Origin of the sequence: Jeongeupia wiesaeckerbachi (assembly GCF_050916355.1) — a bacterium.
GTDB lineage: Bacteria > Pseudomonadota > Gammaproteobacteria > Burkholderiales > Chitinibacteraceae > Jeongeupia > Jeongeupia wiesaeckerbachi.
Window position 1 is genome coordinate 1,029,113 of sequence record NZ_CP136946.1, and the last position, 23,206, is coordinate 1,052,318.

28 protein-coding genes are annotated in these 23,206 nt (G+C 65.4%); 19 read left to right on the forward strand and 9 right to left on the reverse strand.

Translation table 11 applies throughout. The features are described from left to right. Positions 1-6: 6 nt before the first annotated feature. The 4 genes from aroG to R0382_RS05130 form a co-directional block, all read right to left on the reverse strand. Positions 7-1,077 carry a 3-deoxy-7-phosphoheptulonate synthase AroG gene (aroG, locus tag R0382_RS05115; protein ID WP_432722914.1) on the reverse strand — a complete coding sequence of 357 codons (1,071 nt, stop codon included), beginning with the start codon at positions 1,075-1,077 and terminating at the stop codon, positions 7-9. Between the two features lie 145 nt (positions 1,078-1,222). Next, a complete protein-coding gene (locus R0382_RS05120) occupies positions 1,223-1,669 on the reverse strand; it encodes a Fur family transcriptional regulator (RefSeq protein ID WP_432722915.1) in 447 nt (148 codons plus the stop codon). 2 nt (positions 1,670-1,671) lie between these two features. Then, on the reverse strand, positions 1,672-2,088 hold the full coding sequence (gene dksA / locus R0382_RS05125; RefSeq protein ID WP_432722916.1) for an RNA polymerase-binding protein DksA: 417 nt from the start codon (positions 2,086-2,088) through the stop codon (positions 1,672-1,674). Positions 2,089-2,249: 161 nt separating this feature from the next. Next, the gene (locus R0382_RS05130; RefSeq protein WP_432722918.1) at positions 2,250-2,564 is read right to left on the reverse strand and encodes a c-type cytochrome; all 315 of its coding nucleotides are present in this window, start codon (positions 2,562-2,564) and stop codon (positions 2,250-2,252) included. Between the two features lie 123 nt (positions 2,565-2,687). Between R0382_RS05130 and R0382_RS05135 the strand changes: the two genes are divergently transcribed. The 16 genes from R0382_RS05135 (at position 2,688) to queC (ending at position 15,549) form a co-directional block, all read left to right on the forward strand. Further along, positions 2,688-3,566 (forward strand): energy transducer TonB family protein, encoded by an 879-nt coding sequence (locus tag R0382_RS05135; protein ID WP_432722920.1) that lies wholly within the window; start codon positions 2,688-2,690, stop codon positions 3,564-3,566. Then, positions 3,566-4,087 (forward strand): crossover junction endodeoxyribonuclease RuvC, encoded by a 522-nt coding sequence (gene ruvC, locus R0382_RS05140; protein ID WP_432722922.1) that lies wholly within the window; start codon positions 3,566-3,568, stop codon positions 4,085-4,087. Before R0382_RS05135 ends, ruvC begins: the two co-directional genes overlap by 1 nt. A 277-nt stretch (positions 4,088-4,364) precedes the next feature. Continuing rightward, positions 4,365-4,964, forward strand: a complete 600-nt coding sequence (gene ruvA, locus R0382_RS05145) for a Holliday junction branch migration protein RuvA (RefSeq protein WP_432722924.1) — start codon at positions 4,365-4,367, stop codon at positions 4,962-4,964. 96 nt (positions 4,965-5,060) lie between these two features. After that, positions 5,061-5,672 carry a phosphatase PAP2 family protein gene (locus R0382_RS05150; protein ID WP_432722926.1) on the forward strand — a complete coding sequence of 204 codons (612 nt, stop codon included), beginning with the start codon at positions 5,061-5,063 and terminating at the stop codon, positions 5,670-5,672. After that, positions 5,669-6,715 carry a Holliday junction branch migration DNA helicase RuvB gene (gene ruvB, locus R0382_RS05155; RefSeq protein ID WP_432722928.1) on the forward strand — a complete coding sequence of 349 codons (1,047 nt, stop codon included), beginning with the start codon at positions 5,669-5,671 and terminating at the stop codon, positions 6,713-6,715. Before R0382_RS05150 ends, ruvB begins: the two co-directional genes overlap by 4 nt. 104 nt (positions 6,716-6,819) lie before the next feature. After that, entirely contained in the window at positions 6,820-7,233 is a 414-nt protein-coding gene (locus R0382_RS05160) for a hypothetical protein (protein ID WP_432722929.1), read from the forward strand. Between the two features lie 181 nt (positions 7,234-7,414). Then, on the forward strand, positions 7,415-7,852 hold the full coding sequence (locus R0382_RS05165; protein ID WP_432722930.1) for a hypothetical protein: 438 nt from the start codon (positions 7,415-7,417) through the stop codon (positions 7,850-7,852). A 91-nt stretch (positions 7,853-7,943) separates the two neighbouring features. Continuing rightward, positions 7,944-8,612 (forward strand): protein TolQ, encoded by a 669-nt coding sequence (gene tolQ / locus R0382_RS05170; RefSeq protein ID WP_432722932.1) that lies wholly within the window; start codon positions 7,944-7,946, stop codon positions 8,610-8,612. An 11-nt stretch (positions 8,613-8,623) separates the two neighbouring features. Further along, complete coding sequence (gene tolR / locus R0382_RS05175; RefSeq protein WP_432722934.1) at positions 8,624-9,040, forward strand: protein TolR; 417 nt, start codon at positions 8,624-8,626, stop codon at positions 9,038-9,040. Continuing rightward, positions 9,037-9,882 (forward strand): cell envelope integrity protein TolA, encoded by an 846-nt coding sequence (locus R0382_RS05180; RefSeq protein WP_432722936.1) that lies wholly within the window; start codon positions 9,037-9,039, stop codon positions 9,880-9,882. The genes tolR and R0382_RS05180 overlap by 4 nt, the downstream gene beginning before the upstream one ends. A gap of 8 nt (positions 9,883-9,890) precedes the next feature. Then, positions 9,891-11,189, forward strand: a complete 1,299-nt coding sequence (tolB, locus tag R0382_RS05185; RefSeq protein WP_432722938.1) for a Tol-Pal system beta propeller repeat protein TolB — start codon at positions 9,891-9,893, stop codon at positions 11,187-11,189. Between the two features lie 125 nt (positions 11,190-11,314). After that, positions 11,315-11,854: a peptidoglycan-associated lipoprotein Pal gene (gene pal / locus R0382_RS05190; RefSeq protein ID WP_432722940.1), complete on the forward strand. Its 540-nt coding sequence runs from the start codon at positions 11,315-11,317 to the stop codon at positions 11,852-11,854. 160 nt (positions 11,855-12,014) lie between these two features. After that, a complete protein-coding gene (gene ybgF / locus R0382_RS05195; protein WP_432722942.1) occupies positions 12,015-12,734 on the forward strand; it encodes a tol-pal system protein YbgF in 720 nt (239 codons plus the stop codon). 110 nt (positions 12,735-12,844) lie between these two features. Next, on the forward strand, positions 12,845-13,492 hold the full coding sequence (queE, locus tag R0382_RS05200; RefSeq protein ID WP_432722944.1) for a 7-carboxy-7-deazaguanine synthase QueE: 648 nt from the start codon (positions 12,845-12,847) through the stop codon (positions 13,490-13,492). A 48-nt stretch (positions 13,493-13,540) separates the two neighbouring features. Then, complete coding sequence (locus tag R0382_RS05205) at positions 13,541-14,869, forward strand: chloride channel protein (RefSeq protein WP_432722946.1); 1,329 nt, start codon at positions 13,541-13,543, stop codon at positions 14,867-14,869. Beyond that, positions 14,866-15,549: a 7-cyano-7-deazaguanine synthase QueC gene (gene queC / locus R0382_RS05210; protein ID WP_432722948.1), complete on the forward strand. Its 684-nt coding sequence runs from the start codon at positions 14,866-14,868 to the stop codon at positions 15,547-15,549. Before R0382_RS05205 ends, queC begins: the two co-directional genes overlap by 4 nt. A gap of 57 nt (positions 15,550-15,606) precedes the next feature. On the opposite strand, the gene rpoH is transcribed toward queC, so the two are convergent. The 4 genes from rpoH to ftsY form a co-directional block, all read right to left on the reverse strand. Continuing rightward, positions 15,607-16,467: an RNA polymerase sigma factor RpoH gene (gene rpoH / locus R0382_RS05215; RefSeq protein WP_432722950.1), complete on the reverse strand. Its 861-nt coding sequence runs from the start codon at positions 16,465-16,467 to the stop codon at positions 15,607-15,609. Positions 16,468-16,801: 334 nt separating this feature from the next. Continuing rightward, positions 16,802-17,698, reverse strand: a complete 897-nt coding sequence (ftsX, locus tag R0382_RS05220) for a permease-like cell division protein FtsX (RefSeq protein ID WP_432722952.1) — start codon at positions 17,696-17,698, stop codon at positions 16,802-16,804. An 11-nt stretch (positions 17,699-17,709) separates the two neighbouring features. Further along, a complete protein-coding gene (ftsE, locus tag R0382_RS05225; protein WP_432722954.1) occupies positions 17,710-18,363 on the reverse strand; it encodes a cell division ATP-binding protein FtsE in 654 nt (217 codons plus the stop codon). Between the two features lie 86 nt (positions 18,364-18,449). Continuing rightward, positions 18,450-19,667 (reverse strand): signal recognition particle-docking protein FtsY, encoded by a 1,218-nt coding sequence (ftsY, locus tag R0382_RS05230; protein WP_432722956.1) that lies wholly within the window; start codon positions 19,665-19,667, stop codon positions 18,450-18,452. Between the two features lie 67 nt (positions 19,668-19,734). Here ftsY and rsmD point away from each other — a divergent pair, with 67 nt between their 5' ends. From rsmD to R0382_RS05245, 3 genes are all read left to right on the forward strand, one after another. After that, on the forward strand, positions 19,735-20,292 hold the full coding sequence (gene rsmD / locus R0382_RS05235; protein ID WP_432722958.1) for a 16S rRNA (guanine(966)-N(2))-methyltransferase RsmD: 558 nt from the start codon (positions 19,735-19,737) through the stop codon (positions 20,290-20,292). A gap of 93 nt (positions 20,293-20,385) precedes the next feature. Beyond that, entirely contained in the window at positions 20,386-20,637 is a 252-nt protein-coding gene (locus R0382_RS05240) for a YfhL family 4Fe-4S dicluster ferredoxin (protein ID WP_203538792.1), read from the forward strand. 156 nt (positions 20,638-20,793) lie between these two features. Then, positions 20,794-21,858 carry a hypothetical protein gene (locus R0382_RS05245; protein WP_432722960.1) on the forward strand — a complete coding sequence of 355 codons (1,065 nt, stop codon included), beginning with the start codon at positions 20,794-20,796 and terminating at the stop codon, positions 21,856-21,858. Here the strand turns inward: R0382_RS05245 and R0382_RS05250 are convergent. After that, positions 21,855-23,069, reverse strand: coding sequence for a multifunctional CCA addition/repair protein (locus R0382_RS05250; RefSeq protein WP_432722962.1), 1,215 nt, complete (start codon positions 23,067-23,069; stop codon positions 21,855-21,857). The two genes, R0382_RS05245 and R0382_RS05250, sit on opposite strands and share 4 nt — an antisense overlap. Positions 23,070-23,206 lie beyond the last annotated feature (137 nt).

A 23,206-nucleotide genomic window follows, 5' to 3' on the forward strand; every position in this document is an offset into this window, starting at 1 on the left:
AACCGATCAGGCGCCGAGCTTGGCCAGCGCGCGACGGCGCAGCACCGCCTCGGACAATTCGGCCAGCGAGGCCTCGGTGTCGCTCCAGCCGATGCAGCCATCGGTGATCGACTGGCCGTAGCACAGTTCCTTGCCCTCGACCGGGTCCTGACGACCTTCGACCAGATGCGACTCGATCATCACGCCGAAGATCGCGCCATTGCCTTCGCCGATCTGCGCGGCGACGTCGCTCGACACTTCCATCTGCCGGCGGTAATCCTTGCGGCTATTGGCGTGGCTGAAGTCGATCATCACCTTCTGCGGTACACCGGCAGCGGCCAGGTCGGCCATCGCGGCGCGGACATGGTTGGCGTCGTAGTTCGGTTCCTTGCCGCCGCGCAGGATGATGTGGCAATCCGGGTTGCCGGCGGTAGCGACGATGGCCGAGTGGCCCATCTTGGTCACCGACAAGAAATGGTGCGGCTGGCCGGCGGCGCGGATCGCGTCGATGGCGATCTTCATATTGCCGTCGGTACCGTTCTTGAAGCCAACCGGACACGACAGGCCGCTCGACAATTCGCGGTGAACCTGCGACTCGGTCGTGCGCGCGCCGATCGCGCCCCAGCTCATCAGATCGGCCATGTATTGCGGCGTGATCATGTCGAGGAATTCGCCAGCGGTCGGCAGGCCGGTATCGTTCAGTTCAAGCAACAGCTTGCGGGCGATGCGCAGACCGTCGTTGATATTGAAGCTGCCGTTCAGGTACGGGTCGTTGATCAGGCCTTTCCAGCCGACGGTGGTACGCGGCTTTTCGAAATAGACCCGCATCACCACTTCGAGCGTGCCCTTGTACTGCGCGCGCAGCTTCAGCAGTTGCTGACCGTATTCAAGCGCGGCCTTGGTATCGTGGATCGAGCACGGCCCGACGATGACCAGCAGGCGGTCATCACTGCCTTCGAGGATATTGTGGATCGCCTGGCGCGATTCAAATACCGCCGCCGACGCGGTCTCGGTGACCGGATATTTTTCCAGCACTGCCACGGGCGGCAGCAGTTCTTTGATCTCGCGGATACGAACGTCGTCGGTCTGGTAATGCATGGTGGATCCCTGAGCGTGGCAGCACGCTGGCCTTGTGCAGCGCGGTATTTTTATCGAACGCTTAGGGTAGCGCCTTCGCCAGAGCCGAACAAGGGCGCCACAGCCGAAATAGCGAAACGCCCGACACTGCCGATCAACGGCACGGTCAACGCGATTCGCGACAGTCGGCGCAGACGCCCTTGATGGTGATTTCCAGCGCCTCGGCGGCGAAGTCCTGCGGCAGCGCCACCGGCAGATCGGTCCGGAACGACTCGATGCAGTAGAAGCGCCCGCAGACGCGGCAATGGAAGTGGGCGTGACGGTGTTGCACCGTCGCGACCGAGAAGCGCCAGACGCGGTCGTCACCGGCGAGCTTGTGCGCCAGACCTTCGTCGGTCAGCCATTCGAGCACCCGGTAAACGGTGACCCGATCAATGACCGGATCAAGACTCTCGACCACATCGAGATGCGACAGCGGCCGTTGCGCTGCGATCAACGCTGCCAGTACGCGCAACCGCGCAGCGGTGGCACGCGCACCGGTACGGGCGATCAGCTCGCGCGCCGGGTCGAGTGTATCGGCCCCGGCGGCGGGCGGGGCGGCCCGCACGCCCATGCTTAGTCGGCGTACTGCTTTTTCATCCGCTCGCGGCGTTCCTGCGCCTCAAGCGACAACGACGCGGTCGGACGCGCGACCAGACGGCCAAGGCCGATCGGCTCGCCGGTGTCCTCGCAATAGCCGTAGGAAGCGTCATCGATCTTGCGCAGCGTCGATTCGATCTTCATCAACAGCTTGCGTTCACGGTCACGGGTACGCAGTTCGAGCGCGTACTCTTCCTCGAGCGTCGCGCGATCGGCAGGATCGGGGGTCGCCTCTTGCTCTTGCAGGTTCTGGCTGGTCTGGCTGGCATTGGCCAACAGTTCCGCCTTGTTCTTCAGCAGCAGTTCCCGGAAGAACTCGAGGTGATCCGGGTTCATATAGTCCTCTTCCGGACCGTTCCAGCTGAGGATGTCTTTCTCTGTGAGTTTGGCCATCGTCGTACTCGCTTATTCTAGAACCCAGCGGCGCGGCCGCTTACAAAGACATGACGCGCCAAATGGGCAGGCAGCTTAATCAAGTCGAGTGTCCATTGCAATAAGACATTTACTAGCCACAAGACGTTCACACTCGCGAACGCCCCGCGGTTTTCGGCGCCTTACTTCTGCGCCAGAATCCACTTCACGATCACCTTGAGGTCGTCGTCGCTGATCTGTTGCGGCGGCATGGCCACCGGCCCGCCCCACTTGCCCTTGGTACCGGCACGCACTTCCTGCATCAGCATCGCTTCGGCCCCCTTCTGGCCACGATAGCGCGCCGCGACGTCCTTGTACGCCGGGCCGACGATCTTGTGATCAACGGCATGACAGCCCAGGCAGTTGTACTTGGCGATCAGCTTGGCGCCATCGTCGGCCGCCAGCGCCGGTAGACAGGACAGGGCAAACAGCGCGGGCAGGACACGGGCGAGCTTCACGGCATAACCTTTGTTGGTTGTCTTATTGGAGCATATTAGCAATAGGTCAAACGCTTGGATACCGGGGCCCATGCTACACTCGCGCGATTCATTGACATCTTCATTACGGGTTCGGGCAGACGCATGGATCGCATGCAACGCTTCATGACGATGGCCATGCTGCTGTCGCTCTCGACGCACGCGGTGGCGATCTTCGGCATCAAGTTCGTCCTGCCGGAAATCCGGCGACAATTCGCCGAACAGCCGCTCGAAGTCGTGCTGGTCAACCAGCATACCGAGACCGCGCCGAGCAAGGCCAAGGTCCGCGCGCAGGAGAACGTCGACGGCGGCGGCAACACCGACGCCAAGCTCCACGCCGCCAGCCCGCTGCCAGTGCTGAGCCAGCAGGCCTCGGTCGAGTTGCAGCAACAGTTGTCGCGCCAGCAACAGCTCGAAGCCCAGCAACAGGCGTTGATGGCCAAGCTGCGTGCCGGCGGCCTGCTGTCGGCGCCGGCCAAACCCAGCGAGCAGCACGACAATACCGAAGCCATCCGCGGCCAGGACAACAAGCCGGCGCAGACCGCGCGCGAGCTGTCCGGCCTGGCCGGCCGGATCGAACAACAGGTCAGCGCCTACGAGGAAAAACCCCGCAAGGCCTTCCTGAACACCGCGGCAACCAAGGCGCTGACCGCCGTGTGGGAAGACCAGTGGCGCCAGCAGGTCGAGCGCATCGGCACCAGCACCTATCCGACCGACAGCACCGGCAACAAGCTCTACGGCAGCCTGCAGCTCGCGGTCGAAATCAATACCGACGGCTCGATCCGTTCGAGCAAGGTCGAGCGTTCGTCCGGCAACCGCCAGCTCGACAATGCGGCGCTGAAGATCCTCCTGCGCGCCGCGCCGTTCGCACCGCTGCCCAAGGGGCTGCGTGACGATCTGGGCCAGCCGGCGACGGTGCTGGTGATCGTGCGGACCTGGACCTTCGCCCGCAACAACACCCTCGCCTCGACGGCCGCGCCCTGATGCGCATCCTCGGCATCGACCCGGGCTCGCGCGTGACCGGGTTCGGCGTCATCGACGTCGTCGGCCAGAGCCGCACTTACGCGGCCTCGGGCTGCATCAAGACCGGCGGCGGCAGCCTGCCCGAACGCGTTCGGGCGCTGCTCGACGGCATTGCCGAAGTCGTCGCCACCTATCACCCCGACATCGCCGCGGTCGAGCAGGTCTTCGTCAACGTCAATCCGGCGTCGACGCTGATGCTCGGCCAGGCCCGCGGCGCCGTGCTCGCGGCGCTGGTGCACGCCGGTCTGCCGATCGCCGAATACACCGCCCTGCAGGTCAAGCAGGCCGTCGTCGGCAATGGCCACGCCAACAAGGATCAGGTCGGCCAGATGGTCCAGCGCTTGCTGCGACTCTCCGGCGTCCCGCAGGCCGACGCCGCCGACGCGCTCGCGGTGGCGCTGGCGCACTCTCAGCACGCCGGCGGCGCTGCCGCGCAGCTGGCCAAGCTCGGCTTGACGGTCAAACGCGGCCGGCTGGCCTGAATCTGTCCCATTTGGCGACTGCGCCTGCACATTTCGTTCTCGTCCGATGCTCCGGACCCCCACAAGGGGGCTGCCTTCGGGCCGTCCTCATGGACTTCATGTCCATTCCGGTTTCCCCCAGGGGGACTTCCTTCGGGGCGCCTTCGCTTCGGGCGAGAACGAACTGGCTCGTTCGCCTACTGAAACAGGCTCTGATTCGTTCGGTCCATATGCAACGATCGTTCTATAAACCGGGCAGCGACGCTATACTGCGCTTTTCGCCTGACGAGCCTGAACGATGATCGCCCGCCTGACCGGAACCCTGATCGAGAAACAACCGCCGACGCTGGTCGTCGACGTCGCCGGTGTCGGCTACGAGCTCGACGTGCCGATGAGCACGCTCTACGTGTTGCCGGCCCTCGGCGCCAAGGTCGAGCTGTTCACGCATCTGGTCGTGCGCGAAGACGCGCAGCTCTTGTACGGCTTCGCCAGCCGCGCCGAGCGCGATCTGTTCCGCCATCTGATCAAGATCAGCGGCGTCGGCGCCAAGATCGCGCTGGCGATCCTGTCGGGCATGAACAGCGACGAGCTGGCGCTGGCCATCGCCGGCGAAGACGTCACCCGGCTGTCCAAGGTCCCCGGCATCGGCAAGAAGACCGCCGAGCGGCTGATCCTCGAACTCAAGGGCAAACTCGGCAGTCTGCCGACCAGCGCGGCCGTCGCCGCCAGGCTGCCGACGCCGCTGTTCGGCGACGGCCCGAGCGGCGACATCGTCAACGCGCTGCTGGCGCTCGGCTACAACGAGCGCGAGGCCAACGCGGCGATGAAGACGCTGCCCGACGACGTCGACGTCAGCAACGGCATCCGGCTTGCGCTCAAGGCGCTGGCCAAACTGTAGGCCATTGGTTCAATCCGGCCCGTGTCACTTCTGCATTTCATGCCGGCAGCCGACACCGGTAGGCTCCGTGTTTTGTCATCGTCGACAGGGTTTCCGATGTCCCTCCGTCATCTCGGCCTCGCCACCGGCGGGCTCGTCGTTTTCCTGCTGGTGCTGGCCGCGCTCGGCACACCGCTGCAACACGGCTTCGATGCCACGCTATCGCAGTGGCTGTACGCGCGCCAACCGTTCATGGTGACGCTGGCGCTGCTGCTCGGCTGGGCCGGCAGCTTCTGGGGATCGCTGTCGACGGCGCTGCTCGCCGGCTGGCTACTGCGTGGCGCCGGCCGGATCGCCTGGCCCGGCCTGCCCTTGCTGCTGATCGCCAGCTGGCTCGTCAACGCGGCGATCAAGTTCGGCGTCAACCGGCCACGACCGACGCTCGACCACCTGATGTCGGTGCATGGCCCGTCGTTTCCGAGCGGCCATGCGATGGCAGCGATGACGCTGTTCGGCGCACTCGGCTGGCTGGCCGCACACCGCTGGCCACATTGCCGCGTCGCCATTGCGCTGGCTGCCACGGCGCTGGTACTCGCCGGCGGACTGGCGCGACTGGTACTCGGCGTACACTACGGCAGTGACGTGCTCGCCGGCTACGCCGTCGGCACGGCCCTGCTGGCTGCCTATTTCCACCTCGGCGCACGTATGCCGACGAGACTGCATCCATGATCGAAACCGACTCCCTTTCCGCCCTGCCGCCCGAACGCGTCGTCACCGCCAAGACGGTGTCGCAGCAGGAGGAGCAGCTCGAACGCGCGCTGCGCCCCAAGCTGCTCGACGAATACGTCGGCCAGAAGAAGGCACGCGGCCAGCTGGAAATCTTCATCGAGGCGGCGAAGCGGCGGGGCGAGGCGCTGGACCACGTGCTGCTGTTCGGCCCGCCGGGGCTGGGCAAGACCACGCTGGCGCACATCATCGCCCGCGAACTCGGCGTCAGCCTGCGCCAGACCTCGGGGCCGGTGCTCGAACGCGCCGGCGACCTGGCGGCGATCCTGACCAATCTCGAACCGCACGACGTGCTGTTCATCGACGAAATCCACCGGCTCAGCCCGGTGGTCGAGGAAATCCTCTACCCGGCGCTGGAGGATTTCCAGATCGACATCATGATCGGCGAAGGCCCGGCGGCCCGGTCGGTCAAGCTCGACCTGCCGCCGTTCACCCTCGTCGGCGCGACCACCCGCGCCGGCATGCTCACCAATCCGCTGCGCGACCGTTTCGGCATCGTCGCCCGGCTCGAGTTCTATACCGCCGACGAGCTGACCCGCATCGTCGAGCGCTCGTCGTCGCTACTCAATGTCGAAATGGACGAAGGCGGTGCGTTCGAAGTCGCCCGCCGCTCGCGCGGCACGCCGCGGATCGCCAACCGGCTGCTGCGGCGGGTGCGCGACTTCGCCGAAGTGAAGCACGACGGTATCGTCACCCGCGCCGTCGCCGACGCCGCGCTGCAGATGCTCGACGTCGACCATGCCGGCCTCGACGTGATGGACCGCAAGCTCTTGAGCGCGGTGATCGAAAAATTCGGCGGCGGCCCGGTCGGTCTCGACAACGTCGCCGCGGCCATCGGCGAAGCCAGCGACACGATCGAAGACGTGCTCGAGCCGTATTTGATCCAGCAGGGCCTGCTGCAACGCACGCCGCGCGGCCGCATCGCCACCGCATCGGCCTACCTGCATTTCGGGCTGAACCCGCCGCGCGACCCGGACCAGCGCTGAGCGTGATGTGGCGAATGCCGACGAACCAGGCTACGCAGCAAACACGAAACTTAATTCAGCCAACTAAATCGCTTACAATTTGCGCATCAACCTGGAGGTGCGCAATGAAGAAATTCCTGATCGCCGTTTGTCTGTCTATCGGCCTGTCGTCCCTGGCCTGGGCCGCCCAGCTGCAAGACCCGCCCAAGATCGAGATCGCCACCCCGGCCGACGCCGCCCAGGTCAAGACCGCGATCACCACAGCCGCAAACCGGCGCAAATGGCAGATCAGCGAATCGGCGCCGGGCGAACTCGAAGCATCGATCACCGTGCGCGGCCGGCATATGGTCAAGGTCGCCATCGCTTACGACCGCCAGAGCGTGCAGATCCGCTATCTCGACAGCGCCAATATGGATTACGAGCCCAGCAATGGCCGTGCCTATATCAACGGCAACTACATGAAATGGACCGAAACGCTAGCCGCGGACATCCGTGGCCAACTGAAGCAGATCGGCCAGACCACCGCGTCGGCACAGTAAGCCTTCGCCGGCGACAAACCGCGATACCGGGCTTGCCGCCGGCGCCGATACGTCGCCGGGGCGGCCAACGCCGGTCGGTGTGAATTTTGCCGCCAGCCCTGCGAATCGTGAGATTCGCCACACCGGGGCTTAATTCGGGCTCTCCAAGCGCTTACAATTGCAGCGACTCTTGGAGACCTGAATGAAACACGTGCTCATTGCCCTCTCCCTGCTGCTCGGTCTGTCCGCGCCAGCGATGGCGCGACAAGGCCTGATGCGGGATCCGCCCACGCTCAGCATCAGCAAGGATCTCGACGTCGATCAGGTGAAATCGGCCATCGTCGACGGTGCGACCCAGACCAAATGGCAGACGCGCGAAGCGGCGCCGGGTCGGATCGAAGCCACGCTCGACGTCGGCAACGGCAAGCACATCGCCAAGGTCGCGATCGAATACGATGACCGCGCGGTGCAGATCCGCTACCTCGACAGCTTCAACCTCAAGTACGAAACGGTCAGCGACGGGCGCGTGTTCATCCATCCGAACTACAACAAATGGACGGCCGATCTGGCCGCTGCCATTCGCACCCGACTGAATCAGCAAGCGCCAGGGGCGGTCGTCACCACGCCGCTGGCCCAGTAACCACATGTAAGCAAGCGGAACTCGTGGCGCACGCCAGGGACGAACCCCTCGTGCGCCGCGCCGTCATCCCACCTTCACCCCGGTAAAACCGATGCCCAATCAAGACCTGTCGATCCTCGAACTCGTGATGCACGCCAGCCTGGTCGTCCAGCTGGTGATGGCCATTCTGGTGCTGTTGTCGCTGATGAGCTGGTGGCACATTTTCAGCAAGTACTTCACCGTCTCCAAGGCCACCAAGGCCAGCGAGGTGTTCGAAGACCGCTTCTGGAGCGGTTCGGACCTGAACGCGCTGTTCGAACAAACCAAGCGCGGCCACTCGGTCGGGATGGAGAAGATCTTCATTGCCGGCTTCGCCGAATTCCTCAAGCTGCGCCAGAAGGGCGGCATGGAGCTGTCCGACGTGATGGAAGGCACCCGCCGCGCGATGCGCGCCGCCTGCCAGCGCGAACTCGACTGGCTCGACAAGCACACGTCCTTCCTCGCCTCGGTCGGCTCGGTGTCGCCGTATATCGGTCTGTTCGGCACCGTCTGGGGCATCATGCACGCGTTCCGCGGGCTGGCGAACGTCGGTCAGGCAACGCTGGCAACCGTCGCACCGGGCATCGCCGAAGCGCTGGTCGCCACGGCCATCGGCCTGTTCGCGGCGATTCCAGCCACCGTCGCGTACAACCGCTTCGCCCATGATGTCGACGCCCTCGCCAACCGCTTCGATACCTTCATCGAAGAGTTCTCCAACATCCTGCAGCGCCAGGCGCGCTAAGGGACCGGATCATGGCCAGAACCCGAAGACCGCGTCGCTCGATGAACCAGATCAACGTCGTTCCCTACATCGACGTGATGCTGGTACTACTGGTGATCTTCATGGTCGCGACGCCGATGATGCAGGCGCCCGGCGTCGTCAACCTGCCCACCGTCGGCAAGTCCGACCAGGAAGCCAGCGTCGAACCGCTGCGCGTCGAGATCGGCGCCGAAGGCGAGTTGACGCTGATTGACGCCGGCAAGAGCGAAACCGTCGCCGACGCCAAGGCGCTGGTGGCGCTGGTGCAGGACAAGCTTTCCGCCCGCGCCGACCGGCCGGTGGTGATCGCCGGCGACAAGTCGGTCCGCTACGAAACCGTCATGGCGACGATGGACGCGCTCAAGGCCGCCAATGTCGCCCGTGTCGGCCTCCTGGTGCGGCCGAAGTGACCGATCCGCGCCAACGCCACCCCGAGGAACGCAAGACGCTGGCCTTCGTGCTCGCGGCAGCCGTGCACGTGCTGTTCGCGCTGTTCCTGATGGTGTCGGTGCAGTGGCAGACCAAGAAGCCGCAGCCGGTCGAGGTCGAGCTGTGGGGCGGCCCGCCGCCTGCGCCGACGCAGCACGAGACCAAGCCGCAGCCCAAGGCCGAGCCGACGCCGCCACCGGCGACGCCGGTGCCGCAGCCCGAACCGCAGCCGGAGAAAAAAGCCGACATTGCGGTCGACAAGGTCAAACCGACGCCGAAACCCAAGCCGACGCCAACGCCGGCGCCCACCCCTGCCCCCACGCCGACGCCGGTGCCCAAACCCACGCCAGCACCGAAACCGACGCCCGAACCGAAAAAGGCCGCGCCCAAGGCCAAGCCGCAATCGGAATTCGACCAGTTGCTCAGCGCGTCCAATAATGCACCGAGCCCCGGCGCCAAGCCCGGCGGCAAGGGCAACAACCCGAATGCGACGGTCAATACCGGTCCGGGTAGCGGCAGCGGCAACAGCCCGATCTCGAGCAAGGGACTCAACGACTATCGCAGCAAGGTCGGCCAGCTGATCCGGTCCAAGCTCGTCTACCCGGACGACAAGGGCAACCCGACTGCCGGACTGAAAATCAGCGTGCTGCCCGATGGCAGCATCAGCAATGTCGCCGTCGTCAAATCCAGCGGCATCGCCGCCTACGACGATGCGGCGCAACGTGCAGTGATGGCACTCGGCAAGATGCCGCCGTTGCCCGAAGGTCAGCCGTTCTCGGGCCAGTACCGTGAATGGAACATCAATTTCCGCCTGAAAGACTGAGGAGACGTATGCCTACCTTCCAGACCTCAATGCAGCGCATGACGAGCTGGCTGTTCGTCATCGCCGCACTGCTGTTCACCCTCGGCCAAGCCCGGGCCGCCGACAATATGACGATCGAAGTCGTCGGTGCCGGCGCCAGCCAGTACCCGATCGCGATCGCGCCGTTCCAGTCCGAGCAGTCGCTGCCGCAGCGACTGACCCCGGTGGTCGGCGACGACCTGACCCGCTCGGGCCTGTTCAAGGTCATCGGCGCCAGCGACCTGTCGCCGGTGCCGTTCGCCCCCGAGCAACTGAACCCGGCCGCACTCAGCAGCCGCGGCGCGCAGACCGCGCTGATCGGCAGCGTGATCCCGGCCGGCGACAGCTTCACCGTCAAGTTCTGGCTGGTTGATCTGGCGAGCAAGAACGTGCTGCTGGCGCACCAGCTGTCGGCCCGCGTCGGTCAGTCGCGCCGCGTCGCGCACCAGATCGCCGACATGGTCTACCAGAAGCTGACCGGCGAGGCCGGCGCGTTCAACTCGCGCATCGCCTACGTGGTCAAGCGCGGCAAGCGCCACGAGCTGCAGGTTTCCGACGCCGACGGCTTCGGTGCGCAGACGGTGCTCGCCAGCAACCAGCCGATCATGTCGCCGAAATGGTCGCCCGATGGCGGCCGCCTGGCCTACGTGTCGTTCGAAGAGCAGAAGCCCATCGTCTACGTCCAGGATCTGGCCAGCGGCAAGCGCTGGAAGGCCGCGTCGTTCAAGGGCTCGAACTCGGCACCGGCATGGTCGCCGGATGGTCGCCAGCTCGCCGTGGTGCTGAGCAAGGATGCCGGCAGCCAGATCTACCTCGTCAATGCCGACGGCAGCAACCCGCGCCGGCTGACCAATACCGGCGACATCAATACGGAACCTTCGTTTACGCCTGACGGTCGGAGCATCGTATTCACGTCGGATCGCGGCGGCAGCCCGCAGATTTACCGGATGCCCGTATCGGGTGGCGGTGGCGAGCGGCTGACATTCCAGGGCGCCTACAACGCCTCGGGCAAGGTCAGCCCGGACGGCAAGTCGATGGCGCTGATCACCCGGACCGGCAAGGGCTTCCAGGTCGCGGTCATGGACATGGCCAGCCGGCAGATCCAGGTATTGACCGACACCGGCTCGGACGATTCGCCCAGCTTCGCCTCGAACGGCCGGATGATCCTGTACGAAACCGGTAGCCGTGGCACGCTCGCGGCCGTCTCGGTCGACGGCCGGATCAAGCAGCGCCTGAAGGCGCAGAACGGCGATGTGCGCCAACCGGCCTGGGGACCGCTGCTGCGCTGACGTGAACGCGCAGGTCGGGAGAGCGGCATTCTTTCCATCGCCGTCTCCCAGGCTTTCCCCTATGCTGGCCGCACGCGTTGCGGTGTTTGTTACTCACCCAAGCTCAATCTTGATGGGAGATGAAGATGAATAAAATTGCTCTGTCCGTGCTGATGACCGCCCTGCTGGCCGCTTGCTCGAGCACCCCGCCCGCCGACCCGAATGCCGGCAAGACCACGGCACCGGTCACCAGCGGCGAAACCAAGCCGGCCACCGTCGACCTGACCCAGGGCAGCGACCTGAACAAGGGCAACAACCCGCTGACCGACCCGAACAACATCCTGTCGCAGCGTCGCGTCTACTTCGACTTCGACTCCTTCGTCGTCAAGTCGGACTACCAGCCGCTGCTGGCCGCTCACGCCAAGTACCTGCTGGCGAACAAGGATGCCAAGCTGATCATCCAGGGCAACACCGATGATCGCGGCACCGCCGAGTACAACCTGGCACTGGGCCAGAAGCGTGCCGAAGCCACCAAGAAGGTGCTGCTGTCGCTGGGCGTGCCGGAATCGCAGCTCGAAAGCGTGAGCTACGGTGAAGAAAAGCCGCTGGAGCCGGGCCAGACCGAAGAAGCCCGGTCGCGCAACCGGAACAGCAACCTCGCCTACAAGGGCGAATCGGCGCAGTAAGCCGGACCGGGGCGGCCTTGTGCCGCCCGGCAAAACCGCCTAGGCTAGCCGGCGTCGCCACGATGCCGGCTTTGTTCATTGAGAAGCTGTTTACCATCTTTTCACGCCAGCACCGGATCGCGAAAAGATCGTAAACAGGTTCTAAGAGACACCCCCGCCCATGAAACGCCTTGTCGCCCTGATCGCCCTCGCCTTTGCCACCCAGGCCCATGCCGGCTTGTTCGATGACAACGTCGCCCGCCAGCAGGTGCAGGACTTGCAGCAGGACAACGCCAAGCAGAACACCCGGCTGAACCAGCTCGAAGCGAGCAACAGGCAGATGCTCAATCTGCTAGGTCAGATCGACGCGCTCAAGCAGGAAATCGCCAATCTGCGCGGTCAGGTCGAGGTATTGCAGTTCAATCAGGATCAGGCCAGCAAGCAGCAGAAGGACCTGTTCACCGACCTCGACACCCGGGTCCGCAATATCGAGCAGGCCAAGCAGCAGCAGAAGGCAGCCGCGCAGGAAGCCAACCAGCAGTCGCTCGAAGACGCGATCAAGCTGTCGCAGGCCGGCAAGCACAAGGATGCGGTCGGCGCGCTCAAGCAGTTCATCACCGCCAATCCGGCCGACCCGAACGTACCGACGGCACAATACTGGATGGGCAACAGCTATACCGCGCTGAAGGACTACAAGAACGCGCGTTTCGCCTACGCCGAAATCGTCAACAAGGCCCCCGACAACGCGCTCGCACCCGATGCGCTGTTCGGCCTTGCCATCTGCGCCAACGCCCAGGGCAACAAGAAGGAAGCCCGTGGCTTCCTGTTGCAACTGGTCGAGAAATACCCGCAGTCGGAAAAGGCCGCGACGGCCAAGAAGGCGCTGCTGAGCGTCAACTGACTCCCGACTCCCCGCGGCAGCAGCCCGTGCTGCTGCCGTTTGCATTTTTCCGCCGGACATTCCGGTATGGAAAACAACCGCCGGAATGTGAATCCGGAATGGAACCCACCATGAACCCCGCAACGCTCAGGATCACCGAGATCTTTTACTCCTTGCAGGGCGAGACCAGCCGTCTCGGCCTGCCCACCGTCTTTGTCCGCCTCACCGGCTGTCCCTTGCGCTGTGGCTATTGCGACAGCGCCTACGCCTTCCACGGCGGCAAGACGATGGATTTCGACGCCATCCTGGCCGAGGTTGCCCGCCATGGCGCGAACACCGTCTGCGTCACCGGCGGCGAACCCTTGGCGCAGAAGCACAGCCTCGCCTTGCTGACCGCGCTGTGCGACGCCGGTTACAGCGCCAGCCTCGAGACCAGCGGCGCGCTGCCGATCGCCGGCGTCGACCCGCGCGTTTCGCGCATCCTCGACATCAAGACGCCCGGTTCGGGCGAGCTGGCGAAGATGCACTGGGACAATCTGGCCGCGCTGACCGCGAAGGACGAGGTCAAGTTCGTGCTGTGCGACCGGGCCGACTACGAGTGGGCGCGCGATCTGCTGCGTGAACGCAAGGTCAATGAACTCGCGCCGGTGCTATTTTCACCAGTGTGGGAAACCCTGCCACCGGCCGAACTGGCCGCGTGGGTACTCGAAGACCACTTGCCGGTGCGGATGCAGGTGCAACTGCACAAGATTCTTTGGGGCGAAAAGCCTGGCGTCTGATCGCCACGGGATTGCTCGGCCGTCCCCAATGCACGTCCCGGAGGACGCATGATCGTCAAACTGACCCTGAAACGCTGGCTGGTCCGGCTACGCCACCTGCCACAACGCAGCCGCGGCACGATTGCGCTGTGGGTCGGCGCCGCCGCCGTCGGCGTGCTCGCGGTCATGCTCGCCAAAGCCGCCGAATGGGCATTTGCCGGTTTCGACTCGCTGGCCACGCGCTGGTTCTGGTGGCCTTTCCTGTCGCTGCCGCTCGGTGGCATGGCCATCGTCTGGCTGATGCGCCGCATCGGTCCCGGCGCCGAAGGCAGCGGCATCCAGCAGGCAATGGCGGCGCTGCACGTCGCCGACCAGCCCGAGGTCGCCAACAAGCTCGTCAACCTCAAGCTCGCCGCGACCAAGTTCGTCTGCATCGTCGCCGGTCTCGGTTCGGGCTTCGTGCTCGGCCGCGAAGGGCCGACGGTACAGATCGGCGCGAGCATCATGTACGCCTGCCGCAAGCTGTTTCCGCTCGGCGATGCCGCATTCCGGCGCCAGCTCATCCTGGCCGGCGGCGCAGCCGGCATCGCTGCGGCGTTCAATACGCCGCTCGCCGGCATCGTCTTCGCCTTCGAGGAACTCGCACGTTCGGTCGAGGAGCGCACCAGCGGCAAGATCCTCGGCGCGGTCATCCTCTCCGGCGTCGTCTCGCTGGCCTTCCTCGGCAGCTACACCTATTTCGGCCACATCAAGGTGCCCGGCTTCAGCCTGAGCATCCTGCCGCCGCTGCTGCTGATCTCGATCGCCGGCGGCCTCGTCGGCGGCGCGTTCTCGTGGCTGTGCGTCAACCCGACGCGCTGGCTGCCCGAGCGCGTCCAGCTCGTCCGCGCCACCCGCCCCTACCTGTTCGTCGCCTGCTGCGGTCTGCTGATCGCCGTCTGCGGTCTGGCCGCACCGATCTTCGGCAGCGGCGCCGAAGTCACCAGCAAGGTCGTCGCCGGCGAGGCGACGCTGGCGTGGTATTACCTGCCACTGAAATTCATCGGCCTGCTGTCGACCTATCTGACCGGGCTGCCCGGCGGCATCTTCGCGCCGTCGCTGTCGCTCGGCGCCGGTCTCGGCAGCTGGTTCCAGCCGCTGGTCGGGCCCGAACTGCACATCAAGCTGGTCGCGATCGGCATGACCGCGGTGCTCGCCGCCGTCACGCGCGCACCGCTGACGTCGGCCTTCATCCTGATGGAAATGACCGACGGCCACGAAATGGTGATCTCGACCATGGCCACCGCGATGATCGCGTCGACCGTCGCCCGCATCTTCAAGACCAATTTCTATCACGACCTCGCTGAACGCGCGCTGGCCGCTGTCGCGCCGAAATCGGCACTGGAGCACCACAAATGAGCAAACCTGCCGTCATCCTGCTGTCGGGCGGACTCGACTCCGCAACCTGCCTCGCCATTGCCAAGGACCGGGGCTTCGCGCCGTACTGCCTGTCGTTCGACTACGGCCAGCGCCACAATGCCGAGCTCAAGGCCGCCGAACGCGTCACCCAGGCGCTCGGCGCCGCTGCCCATCGGGTCGTCACGATCGATCTGGCCGCCTTTGGCGGTTCGGCGCTGACCGATGCCAGCATCGCCGTGCCCGAAACCGCGCCGCAGGAAGGCGAGATTCCGCTGACCTACGTACCGGCGCGCAACACCATCCTGCTGTCGTACGCGCTGGCGTGGGCCGAAGTGCTCAAGAGCGACGACATCTTCATCGGCGTCAATGCCGTCGACTACTCGGGTTATCCGGACTGCCGCCCCGACTACATCGCCGCGTATCAGGCGATGGCACGGCTGGCGACGCGCACCGGCGTCGAAGGCTCGCCGCTGACGATTCACACGCCGCTGATCGACCTCAGCAAGGCCGACATCATCAAGACCGGCACCCGGCTCGGCGTCGACTACGGCCTGACCGTGACCTGCTATCAGGCCGACGACGATGGCCGCGCCTGCGGCGTCTGCGACGCCTGCCGGCTGCGCCGCGAGGGCTTTACCGCCGCCGGCGTCAGCGACCCGACGCGCTACCGGTCTGCGTAACGCGCAGGCATGAAAAAGGGCACCGCGAGGTGCCCTTTTTTTCGACCCTATGTCCGCTCAAGCGGCCACGGGCAGCAGCGCCGATCGCATCTTCTGCAGCGCCTTGACCTCGATCTGGCGAATGCGCTCGGCCGAGACGTTGTATTCGGCAGCCAGCTCGTGCAGCGTCAGCCCCTTGCCTTCGTCGGCAAGCCAGCGCGTTTCGACGATGCGGCGGCTGCGCGCGTCGAGCGTCTCGAGCGCTTCGCGCAAGCCGTCGGACTGCAGCCGGTCGACTGCACGGCGCTCGATCTGCCGGGTCGGCTCGGCGTCGTGGTCGGCCAGCCAGTCGATCGGAGCGAAACCGCCCTCGTCGTCGTCGTGGTCGGCCATCAGCGCGATGTCCTGACCGGTCATTCGCGTTTCCATTTCCAGCACTTCTTCGGGCTTCACGCCGAGGTCGTCGGCGATTTCCTTCGCCTGCGCGTGCGTCAGCGCGGCGAAGCTCGATTTCATCGAACGCAGATTGAAGAAGAGCTTGCGCTGCGCCTTGGTCGTCGCAATGCGGACCAGACGCCAGTTGCGCAGGATGTATTCGTGGATTTCGGCCTTGATCCAGTGCACGGCGAACGAAAACAGCCGCACGCCACGATCGGGCTCGAAGCGCTTGACCGCTTTCATCAGGCCGATATTGCCTTCCTGGATCAGGTCCGCCTGCGGCAGGCCGTAACCGGCGTAGCCACGCGCGATCGACACCACGACACGCAGGTGAGACATCACCAGACGGCCGGCGGCTTCGAGATCGCTTTCCTTTTGCAGGCGCGTGGCGAGTTCGACCTCTTCCTCGACGCTCAACATCGGAATCGCGTTGACACGATGGATGTAACTTTCAATGCTGTCTCCGCCGGTGATCACCGGCAGGGCAAGGCTGTTCCCCATTCGTTCACTCCTGTCTTGCAGACGTTACCCAAGCAACGTTCATGATATTAGCACTCGTATCGTTTGAGTGCTAAAGCTGCATCGGGTTCCGTAGATTCAAGCACGGGACGTGCCGACGCGCACGGCAATTATGCCAATCGGTCCCATTGCCTGCGGCTATGGCCGGGAAGCTAGCTCAGTAGCCGAGCGAGCCGAGGCAGTTCGTTCTCGCCCGACGCGCAGAAACCGGAATGGACATGTGGTCCATGAGGACGACCCGAAGGTAGCCCCCTTGCGGGGTTCCGCGCATCGGACGGGAGCGAAATGGGTGGCGCAGCCGGCTAATGAGCTGGCTTCAGCGGTAGCGGCGCAGGTGGCGCCACACGGCAAACCACGCCCCCATCAGGCACAGCAGCATCGTCGTCGCGCAGACCAGCGCCAGCTCGGCCGGCCCCGGCAGCGCCAGTGCGAACGGCTGGCCATAGGCGGCCGCCAGCTCGCCGACCGCCGGATTCAGCCAGGTGATCGCGCCGGCGGCGATGCCGCAGCCGACCAGCCCGCCGAACACGCCCTGAATCGCCGCGCTGTAATGGAAAGGCCGGCGAATGAAGCTGTCGGTCGCACCGATCAGCTTGGCGACCTCGATCTCCTCGCGCCGGGTCAGAATCTGCATGCGGATCGCGTTGCCGGTGACCAGCACCAGCGCCACCGCAAGCAGCAATACGACGACCTGCAGCGCATGGCGGCCCAGCGAAATGGCCTTTTCGAGCCTTGCGGCCCAGGCCGAATCGAGCTGCACCGTATCGACGCCCGGATCGGTCAGCAGCATCTGCTCCAGCGCGGTCAGCTGCGCCGCCGGCACATCGCGCCGGGCGGTCAGCACGAAGGCATCGGGCAGCGGATTGTCCGGCAGGCCGGCGAGCAGATCGCCGCTGCCGATCGCCGCTTCCATAGCCTTCAGCGCGTCGTCCTTCGGCACGAAGCGCGTCTGCGCCAGCCGGCCGTCCTTGGCCAGCTGCGCGCGCAGTGCGCCGACGTCGGCTTCGGGCTTGAGGAAGACCGTCAGCTGCGGCTCGACCGGCATCTTCGCGGTCACGTTGCCGATGCTGCTCAGCACCAGATACAGGCCGAGCGGCAGGCTGGCGACCAAGCCGATCACGGCCAGATGCAGCACGGTTGCTAGCGGCTGTCGTAGCAGCGCGCCAAGGGTACGGGACAGCGCCAGCGCGTGCAGACGGAACCAGTGTTTCATCAGTTTTCCCCTTAAGCGCTGAACTGGCCGCTTTTCAGCCGCAGAATGCGCCGGCCATAGTCGGCCATCAGCGTTTCGTCGTGCGCCGAGATCACCAGCGTCACGCCGACCTGATGGAAGGATTTGAACAGCTCGAGAATGTCGTGCGCGTAGTCGCGGTCGAGGTTGGCCGTCGGTTCGTCGGCGAGCAGGATGGCCGGCCGGTGCACCACCGCGCGGGCAATGCACAGCCGCTGCTGCTCGCCGCCCGACAGCGCGATCGGATTGAGCTTTTCCTTGCCCGACAGCCCGACCTTGTCGAGCGCCGCCAATACCCGGCGCTTCACCTCTCGGCCGTCGAAACCGATGATGTCGAGCGGCAGCTTGACGTTGTCGTACACCGAGCGGTCGAACAGAATCTTGTGGTCCTGGAAAATCAGCCCGAAGTGGCGCCGCACGTAGGGCAGGCTGCCGCGTGACGCGCGCGCGAGGTTCTGGCCGTTGACGAGCACGGTGCCGGCGGTCGGTTTCTCGATGCCGGCGATGAGCTTGAGCAGCGTCGACTTGCCGGCGCCCGAATGGCCGGCCAGAAAGACGAGTTCGCCCGGCTGGATTTCCATGCTCAGGCCCTTGAGCGCTTCGAGCCCACCGGGGTAGCGTTTGGTCACTTGCTGGAACTGGATCATCGGTCTGCCTGTATCGGATTCATAGCGCCGGGCACGCGGGACGGGATCGATCCGTCCGGCCCGCCGTGCGGCCGGCGCGCAAGGCCTCAGTCAAAGAGCGCGTCGACGTAGTCTTTGGCGACAAAGGGACGCAGGTCGTCGATGCTTTCGCCAACGCCGACGAAGCGCAGCGGAATGCTGCGTTCGCGCGCGATTGCGGCGATCACGCCGCCCTTTGCGGTGCCGTCGAGCTTGGTCAGCACCAGACCGGTCAGGTCGAGCGCGTCGTCGAAGGCCTTGACCTGGGAGAGCGCGTTCTGGCCGGTATTGGCGTCGAGCACCAGCATGATCTCGTGCGGCCCGGTCGGATCGGCCTTCTGCACCACGCGCTTGACCTTGCGGATCTCTTCCATCAGATGCAGTTGCGTCGGCAGCCGGCCGGCGGTGTCGACGATGACGACATCGACGCCGCGCGCCTTGGCGGCGTTGACCGCGTCAAAGGCGACCGCGGCGGCGTCGCCGCTGTCCTGCGCGATCACCTGCACGCCGTTGCGTTCGCCCCAGACGACCAGCTGTTCACGCGCCGCGGCACGGAAAGTGTCACCGGCGGCCAGCAGCACGCTCTTGCCCTGCAGCTGGAAGTATTTGGCGAGCTTGCCAATGCTGGTCGTCTTGCCTGCGCCGTTGACGCCGGCGACCATCAGGATGAACGGTTTGTGGCCTTCGACGCTGAGCGGTACTTCGAGCGGGCCGATCAGCGCATTCAGGCTGTCCTTCAGCGCGCCCTTCAGCTCGAGCGAATCCTTCAGGCCGCGCAGCGACACGCGCTCGCGCACGTCGTCGAGCAGGTGGGTCGTGGCGTTGACGCCCATATCGGCGGTCAGCAGCACCGTTTCGAGCTCTTCATACAGCGCTTCGTCGATCTTGCCGCCGCCGAACAGGCCGGCCAGATTCTTGCCGAGCTTGTCGCGCGTCTTGGCCAGACCGGCTTTGAGCCGCTCGGCCCACGACAGCTTGGGCTTGTCCTGCGGTTGCGGTTGCGGTTGCGGTTGCGGTTGCGGTTGCGGTTGCGGCGCGACCACGGCGACTTCAACGGCCGGTACGGCAACCGGCGGCGGCGCTTCGATCGCTTCGACGGTCGGTGCAGCCGGTGCGACGACGGCGTCCACGACCGGCTGCGGCTCGGCCCGCGGTGCTTCTGCGACGGGAGCCGGCGCGGCGACTTCAGCCGTTGCGGGCGGCTCTGCGGCGACCGGCGGGTTCGCGACATCGAGCTGCTCGGGTGCAGCCTCGGCCGGCTTTTTCTTGCGGAAGAAACTGAACATGGGTTTTGAATTTGGCCCTGATTGGCGGAAAATGCTTGATTTGCCGCGATTTTAACGCTTCGACCCCATGGCAGCCCAGCAGAAAAACCAGCTCCGCATCATCGGTGGCGAATGCCGCCGCCGCATCGTGCACTTTCCCGACGGCGACGGCCTGCGCCCGACGCCCGATCGCGTCCGCGAAACGCTGTTCAACTGGCTTGGCCAGGACCTGACCGGCAAGCGTTGCCTCGACCTGTTTGCCGGCAGCGGCGCACTCGGTTTCGAAGCCGCCAGCCGCAACGCCGCGCGGGTGGTGATGGTCGAAAAATCCAAGCCGGTCCATGCCGCGCTGGCCAACAACCGCATCGTGCTCAAGCTCGACCGGATCGAGCTGGTGCAGGCCGACGCGGCCGCCTGGCTGGCGCGCAGCAGCGACAACTTCGACATCGCCTTCGTCGATCCGCCCTACGCCAGCGATTTGCTGCTGCCGACGCTGGCGGCCCTGTTGCCGCGGCTGGCGCCCGGTGCCCGCGTTTATGCCGAAACGGCGGACTGGTCCCGGCTGGAAACGGCACTTGCCGGCTGGGACGTGCTGCGCGAAGGCCGCGCCGGCACCGTGCACTACCGACTGATGACACCCACGTGACCATTCACGCGGCATTGTCCTGCGCCGTTCAAAGTGGGACAATTGCGCAAAGCTATTGTTTTTATGTGATTTTCTAAACGGAAGAACCGCACCATGTCGTTGATGATTACCGACGAATGCATCAATTGCGACGTCTGTGAACCGGAATGCCCGAACAGCGCGATCTCGCAGGGCGAAGAAATCTATGAGATCGACCCGAACCTGTGCACCGAGTGCGTCGGCCATTACGACGAACCGCAATGCCAGCAGGTCTGTCCGGTCGACTGTATCCCGCTCGACCCGGAGCACGAGGAGTCGAAGGAAGTACTGATGCAGAAATACCTGGTGATCTCGGGCAACGCCTGAGCGTTGATCACCGGCAAAGAGGCCGCGCGATGCGCGGCTTTTTTCATGCCCTCGCCGACCATCAGTCGCACGAATCGCACACCGCCTCCGAGCAGCCGTTTACCCCCGGCCGGCCGCTCTCTATGATCGGAAGGTCCGGTTTCCTGCTTGCCCTTTATGTCGGCTCCACTGCCCGCGCGCGTGTTCAACCTGCGCGCCGAAATAGACCAGACCCTTGCAGTCGCCGCCACGCTGACGCACTCCCAACCGGCCGAAGCGCTCATGCTCGCCACGCAGGCCCAGCAACGTGCGCTGGCGATCCGCTACCGTGAAGGCGAGGCCCGCGCCTGGTTGCAGGCCGGCCGCGCGGCGTTTGCAATGCCCGATTGCGCCGAAGCGCATCCGGCCTGCATCGCGGCGGCCGAACTGGCCGACACCATCGGGGATCCGCTGCTGTGGAGCGAGGCGACCCATATCGCCGCCGAAGTCCATTACGGCGGTGGCAGCTACCAACAGGCCGAAGCATACTGGCTGGCACTGCTCGCGCGTGGTCTCGCCGGCGGCCCGGCGCTGGCCCGGCTGCTCGGCTACCTCGGCATGGCCAAGCTCTACTTCATGCTGATTGCGCCGGAACCGGCGGCGTCGATGCTCGCCAAGGCAAGGCGCGAACTCCCCGACGTCGACCGGCTCGACATCCGCTTCGGCCTGCACATCAATATCGCCGCCCACCATTACCGCTGCGGCGATGACGACGCGGCCGTTGCCGAACTCGCCGCCGCCGAGGCCTTGTTGCCGCGACTGGGATTCTGCGAGTTCGAACCCGAGCTGTACTACTACCGCGGCTACCTGCTCAAGCGCCATGGCCGGCTGATCGAAGCCCGGCACCAGTTCGAGCGTTCGCTGTCGCTCAATGGCAGCGCGCACAACCACTGGGGCAAGGTCGTCAATCTGGTGGCGCTTGGCGAAACCTGCCTCGATCAGGCCGAGCCGCACGCGGCCGACCACTATCTGCGCCGTGCGCTCGACGGTGCGATCCGCCTCGGCGCGCCGTATCTCGAAGCGCAGTGCCAGGCCGCGCTCGCGCGTGGCTGCGCCGACATCGGCGACACGCACGGCGAATTTGCCCACTGGCAGCGTCATTTCGCGCTGATGGAACAGCTCGAGCAGCGCGACAACGCCACCGGCCGGCCCGACGCCATCGCCCAGCTCGGCGCCCGGATCGCCGCACTCGAAGCGGCTTAGGCGGCCAGCCGCGCCGCCTCGATCGCCTGGATCCGTGCCGCACGCACCGCATGCGGTATCTGCGCCTTGTCGCTGCACGCTTGCGCAATCTCGCCGGCGTTGACGGTATTGGCCGCCGCCAGCTGCAGCCGCAACCAGTCGGGCTGCGGGTAGTCGCAAGCCTCGAAATTCAGCCGGCCACGGGCGTCGGCGAGGCAGGCGTCGAGAAATTCGTCGAAACGCGCCGGCTTGCGAAATGCATCGCAGCGGGTGAACAGCTCCAGGGTCGTATCGGCGCGCAATTCCTTCGCCCGGTGCACATGGGTATGGTCGCGGCAGACCATCACCGCCAGATCGCGACAATCGGCCGGCGCGCGGATGCGCTCGCACAAGGCCTCGACGACCTTCACGCCAGCGCCTTCGTGGCCGTAATGGCTCGGCAACACGTCCTCCGGCGTCAGCGGCTTGCCGAGGTCGTGGCACAGCGCGGCGAAGCGCGTCGTCAGCGGCCAGCGTTGGGCGGCGGCATAGTCGAGCACCATCATCACGTGCACGCCGGTGTCGACCTCCGGGTGGTAATCGGCGCGTTGCGGCACGCCCCACAACACATCGAGCTCGGGCGCGATCCGCGCCAGCGCGCCGCAGTCGCGCAGCAACGCGAACATCCGGCTCGGCGCATCGCACATCAGTCCCTTGGCGAACTCCTGCCAGACGCGCTCGGCCACCAGATGGTCGACTTCGCCGTCGGCCACCATCTGCCGCATCAGGGCCATCGTCTCCGGCGCGACATCGAAGCCGAAGCGCGCGGCAAAGCGGGCGAGCCGCAGGATGCGCACCGGGTCTTCGACAAAGGCCGGCGACACATGGCGCAAGCACCGCGCCCGCAGATCGGCCCGACCGTTGAACGGATCGATCACCGCGCCGTGCGCATCCTCGGCGATCGCATTGATCGTCAGATCGCGGCGGGCGAGGTCCTCTTCCAGCGTGACATTGGGCTCGGCGTAGACGGTGAAGCCCTTGTAGCCGCGGCCCACCTTGCGCTCGGTCCGCGCCAGCGCGTACTCCTCCTGCGTCTGCGGGTGGAGGAAGACCGGGAAATCCTTGCCGACGGCGCGAAAGCCCTGCGCCTCCATCTCGCCGGTCGTCGCGCCGACGACGACCCAGTCGACGTCCTTGACCGGCAAGCCGAGCAGGCGGTCGCGCACGGCGCCGCCGACCTTGTAGATCTGCATAGTGTCCGGGGTTCTAAGCTTTGAAGGCTTCAATTGTAATGAGCTGACGGGCTGCGACTACAATCTTTGGGTCAGCGCGACGAACAAAACCCCGAAGCTGCGTTGCGCATGCCTTGCCAGCGTCGTTTCACCGGGTT